This window comes from Marinobacter sp. NP-4(2019) (genome assembly GCF_003994855.1).
In the GTDB taxonomy this organism is placed as follows: Bacteria; Pseudomonadota; Gammaproteobacteria; order Pseudomonadales; family Oleiphilaceae; genus Marinobacter.
Genome location: NZ_CP034142.1, coordinates 403570 through 422566 on the forward strand (window position 1 = coordinate 403570; position 18997 = coordinate 422566).

The window sequence follows — 18997 nt, forward strand, 5'->3', positions numbered from 1 at the left end:
GGGCTCCTGATCCTTACAAGGGACATCCGTGTCGTGATTGTGGCCGTTATCGATGTAAATGCCCAGCCCCACTGGATTAAACGAGCTTCAGGTTCTTTGCCTCATGGTCGAGCAGCCAGGCTTTGCGCTCCAGGCCGCCGGCGTACCCGGTGAGGGTGCCGTTGGCGCCGATCACCCGGTGGCAGGGAATCAGGATCGCCACCGGGTTGAGGGCATTGGCCCGGGCCACGGCGCGAACTGCTCTGGGGTTGCCGAGGGTTTCGGCCAGGGCGCTGTAGGACCGATGTTCGCCCGCCGGAATCCCGGTCAGTCCCTGCCAGACGCATTGCTGAAAGTCGGTACCGGTGAGTCGGATCTGTTCCCACGGCAGGGGCCGGAGCTCCCCGGCGAAGTAGGCCTCCAGCCATTCGGTAATCGCCCTGGGGGCGGACTGTGGCCGTTCCCGCCACTGCGGATGGCGGAACCGCCGGGCCTGCAGGGTGTGCATGCGCTCTTCGTTACCGTCGAAATCCAGGTGCACCAGTTTGTCCTCCACCGTGGCCAGGCTCAGAGGGCCAACGGGGCTGGGAAAGCGGCTGACATTGATCTGTGTTGTCATACTGTTGTCTCCTGCCGGAGTGAATGAGTGGCCAGCTCGGCCCAGAGGTACTGTGCAGCATAGGCCCGCCAGGGCCGCCAGCGTTCGGCATGGTGGATCAGGCTTTTGGGGTCCGCTGGACCGCCAAGCTGGGCTGTCGCCTTGAGGATGCCCAGATCGCTGGCCGGAAAGGCATCCGGATCGCCCAGGCCCCGCAGGGCCAGATAGTTGAGGGTCCAGGGGCCAATACCGCGTAAGGTCGCGAGTTGTTCCAGCAGCGTGTTACCGTCCAGCTCGGCGAAGCCGGGTTCGGCAAACCGGGTGATGACCCGGGCCAGGGTTTCCGCCCGGCTTCGGGGCAGTCCCAGCGTGCTCAGGGGCTGGCCCGCGAGATCTTCCGGCTCCGGGAATCGGTGGGTAATTCCGGTACCTTCCACCAGTTCTTCGGGAAGAGCGACGCCATAGCCGGCGACCATCCGGCCGGCGAGGGTACGGGCGGCGGCCACGGATATCTGCTGGCCCAGAATAGCCCGCATGGCGAACTCGAACCGATCCCAGCAACCGGGTACCCGCAGGCCGGGATGTCGTGTGACTACGGGATGCAGCATTGGATCACGGGCCAGATGGTCGGCGATGGTCGGCAGGTCGGCGTCCAGGTCGAACAGCCGGCGCACCCGTGCGCTGACCTCCAGGATGGCCTGTCGTGCCGGGCCCCGGAGGATGACCTGTAGCCCCGGTTGGTCGGTGCGCGGGCGGCAGATCATCAGTCCCGATTGTCCGCGGATGTGCAGTGCGCGCGCGTAATAATCCTCTCCAACCGCTTCCAGTCCGGGAACGGCACGGGCACGGAAGAAAGCCAGCAGTGCATCGCTGTCAAAGGGCGGGCGTGCCTGCAGGAACAGGACGAGATCATCGCGGGCCGGCTTGAAGGGGGCATCAGGCCGGTGGCGGGTGGTGTTCCCCGCCGGCTGTCTGAGGCCGCGGCGATAGGCGGTCGGGGCATCGCCATAGGCCTGTTTCAGCGTGTGGTTGAAGCGGCGCAGGCTGCCAAAACCCGCAATATCGGCGATTTCGGTCATACTCAGGTTGCTGTCCACAATCAGCTGCCGCGCCCGCAAAAGGCGTCTGGCCTGGGCATGCTGCTGGGGTGTTACACCGGTGTGGCGCTTGTAGAGCTGGCGCAGGTAACGATCGGTGATACCCAGGCGTTCCGCCAGATCCGGTACCGAGCCGGTGTCCAGGGCGCCTTCCTCCACCAGCCGCACGGCTCTGGCCAATGTGGTGTGTACCCCGGCCGCCGCCGGACTGCCAGGGGCCGCTTCCGGGCGGCAGCGCAGACAGGGGCGGAAACCGTTAGCCATGGCGGCTTCCGCCGACGGGTAAAAGCGCACATTACCCCGCTTGGGTGTCACCGCGGGGCAGATGGGGCGGCAGAAGATACCGGTGGTCAGTACGGCGGTGTAGAAGCGACCGTCGAAACGGGCATCCCGGGTTTTCAGCGCCTGATAGCAGAGGTCATCGGTCAGTGTGTCCATGACTGACAGTGTACCAGTGCTGGCCGGGGAAACTCGCCGAATCCGGAACTTATGATTCCACAGTCAGATGGCCAGGCCCAGTAGCAGGACCAGTTCTGAAAACACTACGCTGGCACCCAGACTATCGCCGGTGTAGCCGCCCAATTGGCTGCGCAGGTAGCCTCCCCAAACCAGGGCAACGCCAAGCGTCGCACACAGCCCCCACAACAATAGCCAGGGTTCAAACACAGTCAGAACCAGGGACGCAAAAACCGTGAAGGTTGCAGCAATCGTCAACCGGGCTCGTGAAAAGCCGTCGGCGACCGGTTTGCTTTTGCTCTTGTCCGGGTCGGTCACGTAGGGCAGATACCCCATGATCAGCAGTGGTGTCAGGCGAGCCACCATAGGCGCAGCCAAGAGCGCCAGCCAGGTGGGGTTTACCTCCGTCAGCAGGGCGACTTTCAGAGCCAGCGCCATCACCAGTGCCACGGTGCCGTAGGTACCGATCCGGCTGTCCTTCATGATCTCAAGGCGCTTTTCGATGGTATGCCCGCCACCCAGTGCGTCCACGCTGTCCGCCAGGCCGTCTTCGTGAAAGGCCCCTGTCAGCCACAGGTGGAGGATGACCACTAACAAGGCCGAGGTAAGGGGGCTGAAGGCAAGGGTCAACAAGGTGTAGGTGCCGGCATAGCATACACCGAGGAACAGGCCGACTATCGGGAAATAGAGGCTGCTCTGGTTCATCAGGCGTTGTGAATAATCGATCTGGATCAGCATCGGTACCCGGGTCAGGAAACCGATCGCCAGCCAGAAGGCCTGCCATTCACGGGACATTGGCTTTGTAGGGGTGCTCAAATGCTGCTCCGGTGCATGCTCGCGGGATTTGTTGCCATACTCTACACTTTTTTTGTAGGTCGCCGGAAACGGCTCCCTTGAGAGGAGTCACGCAGTTTTATGCATATTCAACAGGATGGCGATGGTGCAGAGCAGAATTCGCCAGATTTTTACAATAAGTTGACCGCCAGCCTGCCCGGCATTATCTACACCTACTGGTTGAGTGCTGATGGCAGTGAACATCGTTATCCCTATATTAGCCGGCGGGTGACGGATTGGTTCGGACTGGAACCCAAGGCACTGCAGAAAAGTGCCGATGCGGTTTTTGGCATCATTCATCCGGATGACCTGGCCGGCGTGGGGGAAAGTATCCAGGCCTCCGCCCGTAATCTGACGACGTGGAAGCACGGTGCCAGGCTAAGGCTCACGTCCGGAGAATACCAGTGGTTTGAAGGCCACTCCATACCGGAACGTCAGAGTGATGGCAGCACCCTGTGGTACGGTCAGTTTCACAATATCCAGCAATACAAGGAACTGGAACAGACACTGCGTGAGAGTGAAGCGGAGCATTCCTATCAGGCCGGTTTCCAGAAGCTGATTGCCAACCTGTCCAAGGAATTCATCAACCTGCATTTCGGAACCATCGATGAGTGTATCAACGAGCTGCTGAAAAAAATTGGTCAGTTCTTTGGAGTTGATCGTGCCTATCTGTTTACCTTCTCGGACAACTACCAGTTTATGGCCAATACCCATGAGTGGGTGAGTCCTGGCGTCTCCGCCCTGCTTGACAGGCAGCAAAGTGTCTACATCGGGTGTTATCAGTGGTGGCAGCAGCAGATTGGCGGAATGGTGAGTCACAATAAGGTTGTCTTTATACCCGACGCATCTGAATTACCTGATATTGCCGCCGGGGAGAGGGAATTGCTGGAACGACGGGGCGTTTGCTCCATGTTTGCTGTGCCGGTGAAGGTCCGTGGGCGGGTGACCGGTTTTTTCGGGGTGGACTCGCTGCGGCAACGACGCTGGCGGGAGGATCAGGGGGATCTCCTGATCATTGTTTCCGGATTGCTGTCCGGCGCCCTGGAGCGCCACAACCTGGAGCAGAAGCTGCTGAGCCAATCCATTCGTGATCCACTGACCGGACTGCATAACCGCCGTTATCTGATGCCCCGGCTGTATGAGATGCTCGGGCGGGCCTCCCGGAGCCAGGAAACATTTGCGATAGCCATGTTTGATATCGATCACTTCAAGCAGATAAACGATACGCTGGGACACCTCGCGGGCGATTATGTACTGACCGAGATTGCCGGTATCCTCGAGCAACAAACCCGTGGCATGGATGTGGTTGCCCGATTTGGTGGTGAAGAGTTCGTGGTGGCGTATTCGCTGGAGCAATCCGACGACGTCGGCCGTATGGTGGCCAGGATCCTGCAGGCGGTTCGGGATCACGACTTCGAGTTCGAGGGGACTCCCATCGAGGTCACCGTCAGTGCCGGAATTGCTGCGGTCACCGAGCTGCCCCGAATACCCTCGAGTCCGGATCCGGTGATTGGCAAGGCCGATCGCTATCTGTATCTGGCGAAACAGGCGGGCAGGGATTGCTTTGTTGATGCATCAGGGACTTATCGTTAAGAGGCAAGCCTGCGATGGGCATGACGGACAATCTGCTGTCGGCTACCCAATGGATGATTACTGCTCTACTGTTCCTTGTTGTTCTGGGACTGGCCATCCGTCAGGTGGATTGGCCGGGTTTCCGCAAGGATAATTCCCTGCAGCATTCGTTTTTTGGGGCGGCGGTTGTCCTGGGCTTTGTCTGGCAAATGCGCGCAGGTATCTCGCCGGGATTGTCCATCCATATTTTTGGCATGACCGTCGTTACCCTGATGCTGGGTTGGGGGCTGGCCGTGCTGGCCGGACTGCTGGCCCTGATCATTACGGTGATTACCGGGCGTGAGCCGCTGATCATGTTTGCCGCCAATGGGCTGGTGGCGGTTATGGTGCCCGCCCTGGTCAGTCACGGCATCATGTTGTGGGAACGCCGGATGAATTTCCGCAACTTTTTTGCCTACATTTTTTTCTGCGGGTTTTTCGGTGCAGGTATCGCTGTGGCCAGTGCCGGCCTGGTGATGTGTCTGATGCTGTGGACCGCCGGAGTCTATGAGTTCCGCGAGCTGGTTCACGAGTACATCCGCTATCTGCCGTTGTTTGCGTTGCCGGAAGGCTTTGTAAATGGTGCGATTGTCACCGGCCTGATGGTCTTTCACCCAGACCGGCTAACCACCCTTGAGCAGAGGCGCTACCGCTGAACAAAGCTTGAGGCTGGATTACGTTGGGAGTCAGCACCTTCTTCGTCCCGGACCTGCTGCCATTGCCGGGCCCAATCCAGAACGTCGCCGGCTGGCATGGGTCGGGCGATACCGTAACCCTGAACAAAGTTACATCCCATATGCTGCAGCGCATGGGCGTGGTCCATGGTTTCAACGCCTTCTGCCAATACCGGATGGGCAAAGCGTTGGGCAAGGAAAATAACGCTCTCCACAATGGCCCGGTCACTGGCATCTTCCAGCATGTTGAAGACGAAGCTCTGGTCAATCTTGATCATGTCTACCGGGAGCGTTCGCAGGTACGTCAGCGATGAAAATCCGGTTCCGAAGTCGTCCAGTGCGACTCGCAGGCCAAGACACCGGCATCGGCTGAGAACGTTGCTGGCCCGTTGAGTGTCCTCCAGGGCAGTCGATTCCAGAACCTCGAGTGTGATCAGGCCCGGGTCGAGATCGGGGTGGAGTCGCAGATAGGTTTCAATGAAATCTGCGAAACTCCGATCCATCAGGTGCTGGGCGCTGATATTGATACTGACGGACAGAGTTGTACCGGCTTGTCTCCAACGATTAAGCTGATGGATTGCCTCTTTGACGACCCACTGCCCCAACGGTACCTCGAGATGACTGTTTTCTACGGCGGGCAGGAACGATCCGGGGGCAAGCAAACCCAGTTCCGGGTGATTCCAGCGGATCAGCGCTTCAAAACCGGTAATGGCACCGTCAGGCAAGTGAACCTGAGGTTGGAAGTAAAGTTCAAACTCTTCATTTTCAAGCGCCCGGGTGATGTCCATCAGCTGGCTTCTGCGTTTGCGGCGATGCTCGTCCAGACGCGGATCAAAGAAATGGATCTGATTGCGGCCTTTCTCTTTGGCCGAGTACATGGCCTGGTCTGCGTGACGAATCAACCCCTCGGCATCGCTGTTGTCGTCCGGATAACGGGTGACACCAAGGCTGCCGGTCAGGGTGACAGATTCGCCTCTCAGTGTCAGGGTGTCGCCAACGGTGGCCAGAATGCGCTGAAAGACCTGGTCAGTGGCGTCACTATGGAGCAGCATGACAAATTCGTCGCCACCGATACGTGCAATGATATCGCCGCTTCTCAGCGTTCGGGTGAGACGTTCGGCCAGGCTCTTCAGGGCTTCATCCCCGGCGGCGTGGCCAAAGCGTTCATTGATGGTATGGAAGCCGTCCAGGTCCAGATAACAAACTGACAGCCCCCGACGGAGTCGGTCTGCGTGTGATCGTGCCGTCCTTAATCGTTCCTCGAGCAACTGCCGGTTGGGCAGGCCGGTGAGGACATCGTAATTGGCCGCGCGATTCAGTTCCTTCGCGTGGTTCTTGAGGGCCGTAATATCCGAGAACGCGGCGACATGGTAGAACTGCCCGGGGTGATCCAGGTGCACCCGGCTGATGGAGAGCAGCTCCGCATATTCCTCACCGTTTTTGCGACGGTTCCAGATTTCACCACGCCAATGGTCTGTCCGCTCTATCGTGTGCCACATGGATCGATAGTACTCGGGGGTGTGGCGGCCAGAGCTGAGAATGGACGGATTCAATCCCAGAACCTCGTTCCGGCTGTAACCGGTAATGCGGGAGAACGCAGGATTAACGTCCAGAATACGATTGTTGTGATCTGTAATCAGAACGGCTTCATGGCTGCGATCAAACACGCTCGCGGCGATGCGCAGGCCCCGCTCGCTGTTTTTGCGGTCTGAGATATTGTTCTGGATGGCGATGAAACCAGGTTTGACCCCCTGGTCACGTCCGATCGGGAAGCAATGGATGTGTACCCAGTAGGGGGATCCGGAACGGCTATATTGAAGCAGATCCTCTTCAAACTCTGAGTTCTCGTACAACTTGCGCCGGATACGCTTGACGGTTTCCGGGTCAGTATCCTCCCCGAAAAGCACCTCATCGACTCGCTTCCCCCTGAGCTCGTTGAGCGCATAACCAGTGTGCTTCTCAAAACTTGGATTGACCCAGTCAAAACGCCCCGCTTCATCGGTAATTATCACCATATTGGGGGTGTGGCTAGCCAGCAGGGCCAGCCTGGGATCGCGGGTGTCGATGATATTATGGTCACGGTTGGACGAGTCAGGCATATGAAGGCACTTGGCAGCTGGTCTCAGACAGTGTCCAGAATACAGAAAACCCGCTTCGACTTCGAAGCGGGTTTTTTACCTATTGCGGTCGGGGGAATCCCGAAAGCGTGTTTGTTAACGAACACCCGCCCGTCGCAGAGCGGCAGGGGTGAATTCGTTGGAGCGGGCTTTCACGCCAAAGGTGTATGGGTCATCTTCCTCGTTGGTCAGGCCCATCACCAGGTAGCGGCCGGAGAGCAGGTCGTACAGGGTTTCAGCGGCGTAGCTGGGTACGCCAATATCGTATCCCTGAACCATGTGCGCCTCGGCTACGCGCCAGAGTTGGCCCCTGCCGTCGTAGTGGTCAACCACGGCGATCTGCCAGGAATCCTCATCCACGTAGAAATCACGTTGGGCATAGATGTGGCGCTCGCCATCCTTCAGGGTGGCGCGCACATGCCAGACGCGGTGCAGTTCGTAGCGGGTCAGTTCCGGGTTGATGTGGCCGGGCTGAATGATGTCATCGTAGTTCAGATCCTGATCGCCCAGTCTGTAGGAGTTGTACGGAATGTACATTTCCTTTTTGCCGATCATTTCCCAGTTATAGCGATCCGGCGCGCCGTTATACAGGTCGAGGTTGTCGGAAGTACGTTGACCATCGGCTGCGGTACCTGGCCCGTCGTAGGCCACCTGGGGGGCGCGGCGAACACGACGCTGGCCTGAGTTGTACAGCCAGGCGCGACGTGCTTCCTTGACCTGGTTCAGTGTCTCGTGAACCAGCAGCACGTTGCCGGCCAGACGCGACGGCGCGGTGATGATCTGCTTGAAGTAGAACATCACGTTGTCATCCTGGCCCGGCTCATAATCTGCCAGTGCGACACGGTCGGTCAGATGCTCGGTGAATTTGACCGGGCTGAAGTCACCGTTTGCCTGGGGGGTTACCTGGGCAACGTTACGGATAATGGAACCACCGCGATAACGGGTGATGTGGTTGAAGATCACCTCAACCCCACTCTTGGGAATCGGGAAGGGAACACCGGTTTCATAGTCTTGCAGACCATTACCATCCGGTGTCAGGGACACCGTGGTGGCGTTCTCTATTGCCTTTTCCATCATGAAATCCGGATAGGCAGCGGTACGCCGGGTCTGGTAGACCGGAATGAAGTAGTCGTCGTAGGCCTTGATCGTCGCCACCTGACCCGGGGATAGGCGATCCTTGTACTCTTCCACGTTGCTTTGGTCGATGACGAACAGGCGCTCGTCTTCCGGGAACGGATCCGGGTAAATACCTTGCTGCGGCTGCTCCACCGGCGGTGATGTCAGTCCACCAGTCCATGCGGGAATTTCATCTCCGTTACCGGCCTTTTCGGCGCCGATGGGGGTGAGTTCATTGCCAAGCTTTGCTGCCTCCTCCGCGGAAACAGCCGCGAGGGCTGCTCCCGAGGAGAACAGTGAGACGGCGATGGCGCTACCGATGAGGTGTTTTTTGTAGGTATTCACAAGTGTCTCCTTTGTGATTGTGGTCTATGAATCAGAATGAGTAGGAAATACTGGCTGAGATGAAATCCCGGTCTGAAATGACGTTGTAGTCACCATCGAAATAGTTCGTGTAACTGATCGAGCCGGAGTATTTGTTCTGGTAGTTGGCGTCCAGGCCGAGACTGACCGACTTGTTGCCTTCATTGAAGTTACCGCCCGGGTCCGGGGCAAAGCCCTTGACGTCGTGGGTGACGAACAGCTTTGGCAACAGGTTGATGCCGGCAAAGGCGTTGGAATAATCCAGCGCGAACAGTGCGCGATAGCCCCAGGAGAAAGAGGTGGTGAAACCGTCCGATCTACAGTTGGTGGGGTTGATGTTCAGCCTGGTTGTCTCGTCACCCGGGCCTTCACTACAGAAGTCGCCGGAAAAGGATTCGCCATCCAACGGTACCGGACCTACCCCGTAAATGCCGGACCGGCCATAGCGGGCTTCGCTCTTGTCTGGCAGATCATGTACGTAGGTGGCGCCAAGCTCGGCTACGATGATGAATCGTCCTGCACCGAGTACCCGGTCGATGAAGTGAATCAGCGTGGCCTGGACCTGGGACACGTCGTAGTTGTCATAACCATCAATTGCCTTGCCGGCGTAATTGAAGTCGGGGTTGTCGTCCTGGACACGCTGCTCCAGCTTGCTGATGACCTGACCGTCCGGGCCGCGCTGTTGCAGGCCGCCGTATATCAGTTCAAAGGTATTCCACTGGATTGGCATATCCGGACGGAAGCTGTACTCGGCGCCCAGGGAGGTGCCGGTCGGCAGGGTGGTATTGATGCTGATGCCGTACAGGTCGATGCCCTTGGGGTAATCAATGAAATAGCTCGGGAACCGGGTAAACGGTTCGTTGGGATCATTGATCTGGGTTGCTGTCGGACTTTCCGGGTTGTTGACCACGCCGCTGATGTAAGGCAGACGGCTATGGTAGCGGATGTAGTAGAAACCCAGTTCGGAATCGAGGGCCGGCACGAACCAGCGGACGGCAGCGCCAAACTGGTCCTTGTCGCCGGGCTCTTTGTCTCCGCGGCGAGGTGCAATGAAGCCTTCCTCGAACGCTTGGGCATCGGGTACCTGGCCTGCGAGCAGTACTGGTCCACAGCCGTCGGCTGCTACGTCGGCAGAGGAGAAGAAAGTGCCGCAGTCGTCAATCTTGAACGGTTCCCACTCGGTCTGGACGTAGGCTTCGAGGTTGATCTCGGGCGTGAGGCCGACTGAGGTATACAGCATTTCGACCGGTAGCAGTACGTCTTTCAGCTCCGCGCCGGGGGCACGAAACGCTGGCACGTCGATGGGGTTGGTGGCATTGATGCCGCCAAGGATAAACGTGCTCTCACCCCAGCTCACCACCTGTCGGCCGTAACGCACTGACACCGGCGTGTTGCCAGCGTACCAGTCGGAAAAGATGTAGGCATCCAGCAGGTCCGCGCCGGCGGCATTGTCTTTTGCTTCCGGATTGAGTTTGCGCTGTTGTCCTACCGGGTCTACGGCACGCTCATTGTCCTTGAGCTCGAAATCGTAGTAGTAGCTGCCACGCACCAGGGCGCCGATACGGGTGAGATAGTCACTGTCGGGGCTGTAGTCGAGGAACAGCTCGGAGCGGCCACGCAGGATCTGTGAGTACGGGTCGCCTTTTTCGAAGTTCAGGTTGCCGTCGTCAAAGTTGTTGGACGAGGCGCCGGTATCGCTGTAGGCGAATTCCGGTCCCAGGTTGCCCTGGGAGATCAGATCTGGATCCTGGTCCTCCAGCCGGATACCGACGCCGGCGGTCAGTGTTGTGCTGAAAGAGGCATCGATCCCATAAACATCGAAGTTGATGGCAAGCGCCGGTGCAGATGCCATGACCGACAGTGCAGCTGTCGCCAGCGATAGCCGTGTTCGGTTAAATCTAGAAGTATTTGTTGTTGTCATTACTACTGCTCCAATTCTTTTGTTCTTGGGAACCCGCGGCAGATGCGCTGCGGGTCCCGGAGGTCGGTGTTTCGGCTTCGTTGGTTACAGCAGGTCTCCGATGAGTCCGCCATCGTCACCGTCATCACCACCATCATCACCACCGCCGGAGCCGTCATCACCGGAGCCGGCGTCGCTTTGCGCTTCACAGTCCACACCCGTGGTATCCGCATCCTGGACGACACAGGGGTTGAAGACCTCGGTGGTGCCGTCGGTAAACAGCCGCAGCATCTGATTGGCCATTTCGTCGAATACCGCGCTGGAGCTGAACGCCTCGGCATCTTTCTGACCGGCGGAAATCGGGTTGCCGTGTGCGCCTTCCAGATAGCGGGTGATGGCTGGGGAACCGCCGCCGGCCAATGGTGTCGAGACTGCTCCCATTGCCGCTGCTACAGGATCGGTCCCGGCCAGCGGCGCCGGTTCGCTGTTGATCTCAAAGCCAGTCTCAGGAATGACCGTTTCCAGAGGCCCCAGGGCGTAGAGCTCATCATCTGCTGCGTTCGGGATGGTGTTGTCCGTAGGTCGGTCGGGATCTCCCGGAACGCCAACAATGGAAGTCAGCAACGTGCTGGTACCCTCAAGCATAGGAGCAAAGGCCGTTGGGTCCGCCGAATCGAGCAGGGCCTGGAATACGTTGAAATAAATATTCAGTTCCGTACGTCCCTGGGCGAGCAATCCGCCGGATGCAGCATCCAGAACTGGCAACAGTTGTGGCGCCACATTTTGGGAGTTCTCCACCAGACGTGTGAATTGACCGCCAGAGTTGAAAATGTTGGAAGCAGTGATTGGCGTCAGGTTGGTATTGGATGCTGACGCCAGATTGTTGACGACCGGGAAGGGAACGCCGCCCATACCGCTGAGTGAGTGGCTCAGGAAGTACACCCGACTGGTGTCAAAATCGATGCCATTGGCACAGTCGCCAGCTGTATTGCAGGCATTGATGGCATCTTCAATGGCCTGAAGTGACGCATTCAGGTTCAACAGGTCCAGGGTGCCTTGGCGCATGTTGTCCCGCGTGTTGGCGTAGTTGGTGAAGTTTAGGAATAGGTCACCTGAGGCTGGTGCTTCCACCTGGTCGGCCGTAACGGCCTGCCGGCTAGCGTTGAGGGCAAATCCGAAGTGGCGCTCAGTGGCGTCTGCGGACGCGCCGGCCTGTTCGGTAATCGGAATCATACCGGGTACGCCGTTTTCCTCGTCCCGGGCACTGACAATGCCTTCATCGAATATGCCGTGCAGGGGCTGGTCAATGCCGATGGTGACGAAGCAGTCGTAACTGCCGTCAGCAATACACAGCAAACCCGCTGCCGTGCCCATGGGCAGGATCGCGGAGCGGTCCGTCGTGGCTGCGTGCTGATAGATAATGACAGGGAAAGGGCCGGTGCCACTGAAGTCGGCATCGGGCGCGGTAACTACAATTGGAACTTTGGTATCCGCATTCTTTCCCGCGAACGGGAAGCGATAAGTGATGCGGTCGGACGCTGCGGTAGGCAGGCTATCACCATCGCTTAAATCGGCTACTTGCCAACTGTCGGTCTGTAGCGGGGTGCCGTCAGTGCCCTCTGGTGTGGACTGGAAATAAGGAAGGGTGATTTCCCCCTCGTAGACCTGGATGTTGACGTTGACCTCTGTGATCCCCAGATCTGCTGCTGTCTGCTCCAGTGCCGGATTGACCTCCCCGCCTTCCTTTTGACTGAAGAAACGGGTGTCCCTGGGCTTCGGAGTGTCCAGGATATCCGAGGCATTGGCGGCCAGTTGATCTGCCTGAGCGGAGACATCGACCACATCTTCCACGGCCTGGGTCGCTGTGTCTTGCAGGATAAACGCCAGCCGACGGTCATCGTCCTCGGAGGCGACCAGATCGCCATAGAGTACGGCCATGCCGCCTTCATTGGCTTCGGTCAGGATGTTCGCGAGCTCGGCGTCGAACAGACGATAGCTGTCGTCAGTAAGCAGCTCGAAAATGCGAGAGTTGATCTGCTGATCTTCGGCGGAGGCGCCGCTGAGTGGCTGGTCGGAGAGATTGAAATCTCCGTCGATCAGCGCATTCAGGACCGATTGCTTACGATCGGTGAGCAAGTGGTTGCGGAACCAGGCGGCTGGTGCGGCGTTGGCCAGGAGCACGTCTTCCACTGCGGTGGTGGTGAAGCTGATGGCGAACGTGACATCGTCGAATGTGGGAATGCCTGCGGCGCTACGGCCCAGCTCGCTGAGTGTCTCGCGTTTGAAATCAAAGAAGTCGGAGCCAAAGGCTCGCGCCGGCAGCATCGAATCCCGGAATGGCTGTAGCGCCGGGTTGCTGAGAACAAACTCGGGATTGGAGGCGGTTTCGAAGCGCAGCTCCTGGACCAGTGGTTCGCCATCCTTGTCCACGATGTCGTTGCTCAGTACCACAGCGTACTTGGTTTTCGGCTTCAGTGGCTTGACCGGCAGGATGCGAATAGCGTTGTTGGCTGAACCGCCGGCGGCACCAGCAGGGCCGTTAGCGTCAACGGTAATAATCTCGATGCGTACGCGCTGTTCCAGCAGTTCCTGGTAGAGGGCATCGGCGGCCGCAGTATCGCCCTGTTCTTCGAGGCGCTTGGCGTGGCGATATTTCTCGGCATCGACGACGCCGCCCACTTCCCGTTGTTGCTGGAAGATGCTATCGCCAGTGGGGTACTCGATTTCCAGTAAAAAAACGTTCTGATCCGGGTTGGGAACCACTTCGCCATCGATTTCAACAAAGGCGCGGGCGTCCAGTGTCTGATTCGGATCCAGGCTGCCACTGATTTTGACGTCAAACGGCGCCAGGATGGAGTTACCATCAACAAAGCCGAGGCCAGTAGTGACCGGGTTAGCAGGATCGGTACCGTTCAGCATGGTACCGTCGTTTTCCGGGTTCAGGAAAAACAGCGGATCACTGGGCAGCGGGAACGCGGTGTCCAGAGGCCGGAAAATGGGTTTTGTGCCGTCACTGGGATGATTGGGGTTGTCGATCTCATAGATCGGGTCGGCATTTTTGCTGGTCTGGCCGCCACTGTCGAGGCATCCCGCAAGCGCGGTACTTCCTGCAACAACCGCCAGGAGCGATGTTTTTTTAATATTGACCATGTCTGTACCTTTCCGATTGTTATTGTCATTAGGGTCTGTCGACCCTTGTCAGACTAAACGACTGTTTGAAAGGAAAGGTTCCAAAAAAAGTCAATACGATTTTTGTAGAGGGCTTTATTTGCCTTGTTGCAGGACTGGCCGGTTCAACGCTCACAGGGTAGCCGACGGGGTTCATTGAATTCTCTGTGGAGTCAGCTCCTCCATCCGGTTTTTTTTGTCCATACTCAATGTCATGACTGCAACTGCCTGTTAAGCTCAGGCCAGAAGTGAATAACCATATAACCTTCTGTGAGGCCGGCATGCGCTATCCTGGTCGCCTTTTTGTCGCTCTGTTACTCATAGTGCCTGCGCCGGCAGTCACACAACCTGCGTTTGAAAGGGTCGAGCAACGTTCGTTCCATGAAACCCTTTATCTCGATGGTGTTATCGAAGCCGTTCAGCAGAGCACAGTTTCTGCCCAGACCAGCGGCACAGTGCAAAGACTGCCATTCGACGTTGACGACTCCGTTGCCGCCGGCGACCTGATTGTCCAGTTGGAGGACAGTGAGCAACGCTCCCGATTGCGCCAGGCCCAGGCCGGGCTGGAAGAGGCTGAGGCGGCTTTGTCGGATGCAAGTCAACGGTTTGAACGCATTGAAGCGGTTCACGAGCGGGGGCTGGTTTCCCGTCAGGAGTTCGATCAGGCCCGTAACAACCTCGCCGCTGCCCGCGCAAGGGTGGATCGAGCCAAAGGTGCGGTTTCCGAGGCACAGGAGCAGCTGTCCTATACTCGCGTGGTGGCGCCCTACGGAGGCATCCTCACTGAGCGCCATGTGGAGGTGGGGGAGTCCGTGAATCCCGGCCAGCCCCTGCTCAGCGGGCTTTCCCTGGAGCAGCTTCGGGTCGTGGTTGACCTGCCACAGAAATACGCGGAACTGGCGCGCACCGAGCGCCAGGCAACGGTCACTCTTGCCGATGGCAGGGTGCTGGAAACGGGTGAGATGACCTTCTATCCCTATGCCGATCCGCAAACCCACACCTTCCGCCTGCGGATGCGCCTCAGCGAACCCAATGGCTCGCTGTTTCCTGGCATGCTGGTCAAAGTCGGTGTGCCCGTTGCCTGGCGCGAGGCGCTGTGGATTCCGGCCAGCAGTCTAATTCAGCGCAGTGAGCTTAGGGCGGTGTTTGTGCTTGATGATCAGGACCGGCCGCGGCTTCGTCAGGTGCGCACCGGCGTCAGGGACAATGGCCAGCTTGAGATCCTCGCCGGCCTCAGTGAAGGTGAACGGGTGGTCACCAATCCTTCCGAACTGGTAGGCAGTGATCGACTGAATCTGATTGAAGAAGCGGGTCAGGAGTCGAACCCGTGAGCCGTGATTTGCCGCCCGTTGGCCCGTCCGGAGCCATTGCCCGGGTTTTCCAGGACAATCACCTCACGCCATTGCTTGCCATTCTGGCGATCATTCTGGGCGTGCTGGCCGTGGTGGTCACCCCGAAAGAGGAAGAGCCCCAGATTGACGTCACCATGGCCGATATTATGGTGGCATTTCCCGGTGCCAGCACCCGCGAGGTGGAAAGCGCCATAGCCACGCCTGCTGAACAGGTGATGAGCGAGATCCAGGGTGTGGAGCACGTCTACTCGGTGTCTCGTCAGGGCCGGGCGGTGATCACGGTGCAGTTTGAGGTGGGCGTACCTCGTCAGGAAGCACTGGTCCGGCTCTATAACCAGGTGTATTCGAATCAGGACTGGTTGCCAGCCAATCTGGGTGCCAGCCAACCGGTGATCAAGCCCAAGGGGATTGATGATGTTCCGGTGATGACGCTGCCCCTTTACGATCCGGTGAACGGCCACACGGGCGAGGAACTGACCCGCCTGGCGCATATGCTGGAAGTGGCCCTGAAGCGGGTTCCGGGTACCCGGGATGTCTACACCACCGGTGGCATTCCTGATCGTGTCGACATCCGTTTTGATCCTGCGTTGCTGGCTGGTTTTAACCTGACCATTGACGACATCCGTAATGCCCTGGCTGCGGCCAACGCCAGTAGCCAGGAGGCCCGTATTACCCGCGACAACGTGTCGATTCCGGTTCAGGCCGGAACGCTTCTGGAAACGGTAGGTGATGTCCGGCGCCTGGTGGTGGGCATGCACAATGGCTCTGCGGTTTACCTGGAGGATGTGGCGGAAGTCAGCCGGGGTGGCACTGTAGCGGATCGGAGTGTGATGACTGGATTCGGGCCTGCACATGAGAGTGGCATGGCTGGCCAGCCTGGGGAGGTTTATCCGGCCGTTACCCTGGCCATCGCCAAGAAGCCGGGCGAAAACGCCATCAATATCACCATGGCCATTGAGGAGCGCCTGGATCAGTTGCGAAATCGGGCACTGCCTGAGTCGGTGGAAGTGTTGGTCACCCGGGACTATGGTGTAACCGCCTCCCAGAAAGCTCGCAAACTGATCACGGACCTGATTTCCGCCACACTGTGTGTGGTGCTGCTGGTATTGGCAGCCATGGGGTGGCGCCAGGCCCTGATTGTGGGCCTGGCCGTTCTGATCACCCTGTTGCTGACCCTGGTGTTTTCCTGGGCCTGGGGTTTTACCCTCAACCGGGTCTCGCTGTTCGCGCTGATTTTCTCCATCGGCATACTGGTGGACGATGGCATCGTGATCACCGAAAACATTAACCGCCGGATCCAGAATTCCCGTCACGCGGTGAAGGACATCATCCCGGTGGCGGTGGATGAGGTGGGCACACCCACCATTATGGCCAGCCTCACGATCATGGCGGCGCTGATCCCGATGGCCTTTGTCAGTGGTCTTATGGGCCCTTACATGAGTCCCATTCCAATCAATGCTTCGGCAGGTATGGTGCTGTCCCAGATTGTTGCTTTTGTGGTAGCACCCTGGCTGGCCTTCCGTCTGCTCAGACACAAAAAAGGTGAGCTGGCTGCGGAAGCCGATGAGGCTTCCAATTCAGCCGAAGGTGTCAGTCCCCACTCCCTGCGAATTTTCCGGACGGTGCTTGGGCCGTTTCTCGGCGAGCATTCCTGGCGCCGTCGTTTGCTTGCACTCGCGGTGGTTGGTCTGACGATCGCGGCTACATCGTTGCCGGTGTTTAAGGCGGTGATTCTGAAAATGCTGCCGTTCGACAACAAATCCGAGTTGCAGGTGGTGGTGGATATGCCTGAGCGCACGCCGATGGAGCAGACCCAACGGGTGTTGATGGAAATGGGTAGCTACCTTGAAACGCAAGAGGAAGTGGCTAACTGGCAGACCTATGCCGGCACCGCCTCGCCGATCAACTTTAACGGCCTGGTGCGGCAGTATTACCTGCGTGGAGATCCCTATCATGGAGATATTCAGATTAACCTCACTCACGAGGAAAACCGGGAGCGACAGTCCCATGATATTGCCCAGTCCCTGCGGGAGCCGCTGACGGCCATTGGTGCCAGGTATGGTGCCAGCGTGAAGATCGTGGAAGTACCTCCCGGCCCTCCGGTGTTGTCGCCGCTGGTGGCCGAGATCTACGCCGTGGATGAATCGCGCCGGGCGGGGCTGGCCCGACAAGTGGCGGAGGGCATGACCGAAGTAGACGGTCTGGTGGATATCGACACCACCCTGGAAGCGCCCACTCGGCAGTGGGAAGTGGTGGTGGACCGGGACCGCGCGGCACGGCTTGGGGTCTCCCAGGCCCAGGTCGTCGGGTCCTTGCAGACGGTTCTTGGCGCAACCAACGTCAGTTTTCTGCACGATGATCACGCCAAGTATCCGGTTCCCATCCGGGTGATTCTGGGCGAAGGCGACAAGGCCCAGCCATCGGTACTGTTATCACTGAATGTGCGCAGCCGCGACGGATATCTGGTCCCGTTGGCAAGCATTGCCGAGGTCGTGGAGGCGGATTGGATGGGGGCTATTTACCATAAGGATCTTCTCCCGGTGACCTACGTGACAGCGGACATGGCGGGCGAGATTGATTCACCGCTGTACGGCATGTTTGCCATGGTGGAGCGCCTGAACCGGCAGGAAGGCGCGCCGGAGCAGTACTTTATCGATCAGCCCCCGTTGCCGGAAAAGGGCACCCTGAAATGGGATGGCGAATGGCAGATTACCTACGAGACGTTCCGGGACATGGGCGCCGCCTACAGTGTCGGCGTATTCATGATTTTCGTGTTGCTGGTGGCCCAGTTCCGGTCTTACATTCTGCCCCTGGTGATCATGGCGCCCATTCCTCTGACGCTTACCGGAATCATGCCGGGCCATGCCCTACTTGGGCGTGAATTCACCGCAACCAGCATGATTGGCATGATTGCCCTGGCCGGCATCATCGTGCGCAATTCGATCCTCCTGGTGGTGTTTATCCGGCAATTGATTGATGAGGGGGTGGAATTGGACGAGGCGGTGGTTCTGGCCGGAGCGGTACGTATCAAGCCCATTGCCCTGACGGCCATCTCGGCGATGGTAGGCGCTTACTTTATCCTGAACGATCCGATTTTCAACGGCCTGGCGATATCGCTGATTTTTGGTCTGGCCATGTCCACTTTGCTGACCGTTCTGGTCGTGCCTTTGCTGTACTACACTCTGGCACGTTGCAGGTGGGTCTAGCGGGCGGGCCAGTAGCGCTGCATTTCGACAAACAGGAAGGAGGCGCTCCAGGTGATCAGTACGAGACCAGTCAGTGACTCGATTCCCGTCAGGAAGCGTAGGATACCCAGGGCCTCGATGTCGCCATAGCCAAGCGTGGTGAAGGTTGTGAATGAGAAGTAGACACAATCCAGCAGGCTGCCACTGAAATTGCCAGCCAGCTCACCCCAGGTATCGGCATGGTGCATGAAATAGAAGGCCGTCGCGAAAATCCAGACCTGAAACGTGTGGGCAGCGAGAATACCCAGCACGCCGGCAATCAGGCGGAAGTGATAGCTTTGGCGCATCCTCGAGAGCAGGCTGCTGAGACGGATCAGAACCTCGTTGTGAATGACAACCACCACGACAACAATGAATACGTTGATAAGGGTCGCATTGAGGAGATCGATGTTCTCAGTTGCTTCCAAGGGTGCCGTTCTCCGCGGAATCGTGGGGTTGGTCTGATTGTATAGTAGTTTGATGTCATCAGCCCAAAGGCTTTAATCAC

General features: G+C 58.4%; 12 protein-coding genes. 4 read left to right on the forward strand and 8 right to left on the reverse strand.

The features are described 5' to 3' along the window. Positions 1–76 precede the first annotated feature (76 nt). From EHN06_RS01790 to cobS, 3 genes are all read right to left on the reverse strand, one after another. Entirely contained in the window at positions 77–598 is a 522-nt protein-coding gene (locus EHN06_RS01790; protein WP_127329624.1) for a methylated-DNA--[protein]-cysteine S-methyltransferase, read from the reverse strand. Beyond that, complete coding sequence (locus tag EHN06_RS01795; RefSeq protein WP_127329626.1) at positions 595–2112, reverse strand: DNA-3-methyladenine glycosylase 2 family protein; 1518 nt, start codon at positions 2110–2112, stop codon at positions 595–597. Before EHN06_RS01795 ends, EHN06_RS01790 begins: the two co-directional genes overlap by 4 nt. A gap of 63 nt (positions 2113–2175) precedes the next feature. Continuing rightward, on the reverse strand, positions 2176–2925 hold the full coding sequence (cobS, locus tag EHN06_RS01800) for an adenosylcobinamide-GDP ribazoletransferase (RefSeq protein ID WP_127334316.1): 750 nt from the start codon (positions 2923–2925) through the stop codon (positions 2176–2178). A gap of 120 nt (positions 2926–3045) precedes the next feature. On the opposite strand from cobS, the gene EHN06_RS01805 reads away from it, so the two are divergent. Together EHN06_RS01805 and EHN06_RS01810 are read left to right on the forward strand one after the other, a co-directional pair. Next, positions 3046–4557, forward strand: coding sequence for a diguanylate cyclase (locus EHN06_RS01805; protein WP_127329628.1), 1512 nt, complete (start codon positions 3046–3048; stop codon positions 4555–4557). A gap of 14 nt (positions 4558–4571) precedes the next feature. Further along, on the forward strand, positions 4572–5231 hold the full coding sequence (locus tag EHN06_RS01810) for an energy-coupling factor ABC transporter permease (protein ID WP_127329630.1): 660 nt from the start codon (positions 4572–4574) through the stop codon (positions 5229–5231). Here EHN06_RS01810 and EHN06_RS01815 read toward each other — a convergent pair. From EHN06_RS01815 to EHN06_RS01830, 4 genes are all read right to left on the reverse strand, one after another. After that, positions 5222–7348, reverse strand: a complete 2127-nt coding sequence (locus EHN06_RS01815; protein ID WP_127329632.1) for an EAL domain-containing protein — start codon at positions 7346–7348, stop codon at positions 5222–5224. The two genes, EHN06_RS01810 and EHN06_RS01815, sit on opposite strands and share 10 nt — an antisense overlap. A 114-nt stretch (positions 7349–7462) precedes the next feature. Further along, on the reverse strand, positions 7463–8827 hold the full coding sequence (locus tag EHN06_RS01820; RefSeq protein ID WP_127329634.1) for a DUF1329 domain-containing protein: 1365 nt from the start codon (positions 8825–8827) through the stop codon (positions 7463–7465). Positions 8828–8858: 31 nt separating this feature from the next. Next, the gene (locus tag EHN06_RS01825; RefSeq protein ID WP_127329636.1) at positions 8859–10766 is read right to left on the reverse strand and encodes a DUF1302 domain-containing protein; all 1908 of its coding nucleotides are present in this window, start codon (positions 10764–10766) and stop codon (positions 8859–8861) included. Between the two features lie 84 nt (positions 10767–10850). Then, on the reverse strand, positions 10851–13895 hold the full coding sequence (locus EHN06_RS01830; protein WP_127329638.1) for a hypothetical protein: 3045 nt from the start codon (positions 13893–13895) through the stop codon (positions 10851–10853). Between the two features lie 299 nt (positions 13896–14194). Here EHN06_RS01830 and EHN06_RS01835 point away from each other — a divergent pair, with 299 nt between their 5' ends. After that, positions 14195–15244: an efflux RND transporter periplasmic adaptor subunit gene (locus tag EHN06_RS01835; RefSeq protein ID WP_127329640.1), complete on the forward strand. Its 1050-nt coding sequence runs from the start codon at positions 14195–14197 to the stop codon at positions 15242–15244. Continuing rightward, entirely contained in the window at positions 15241–18471 is a 3231-nt protein-coding gene (locus EHN06_RS01840) for an efflux RND transporter permease subunit (RefSeq protein WP_127329642.1), read from the forward strand. Before EHN06_RS01835 ends, EHN06_RS01840 begins: the two co-directional genes overlap by 4 nt. On the opposite strand, the gene EHN06_RS01845 is transcribed toward EHN06_RS01840, so the two are convergent. Further along, on the reverse strand, positions 18468–18917 hold the full coding sequence (locus tag EHN06_RS01845; protein ID WP_127329644.1) for a potassium channel family protein: 450 nt from the start codon (positions 18915–18917) through the stop codon (positions 18468–18470). The two genes, EHN06_RS01840 and EHN06_RS01845, sit on opposite strands and share 4 nt — an antisense overlap. Positions 18918–18997: the final 80 nt, after the last annotated feature.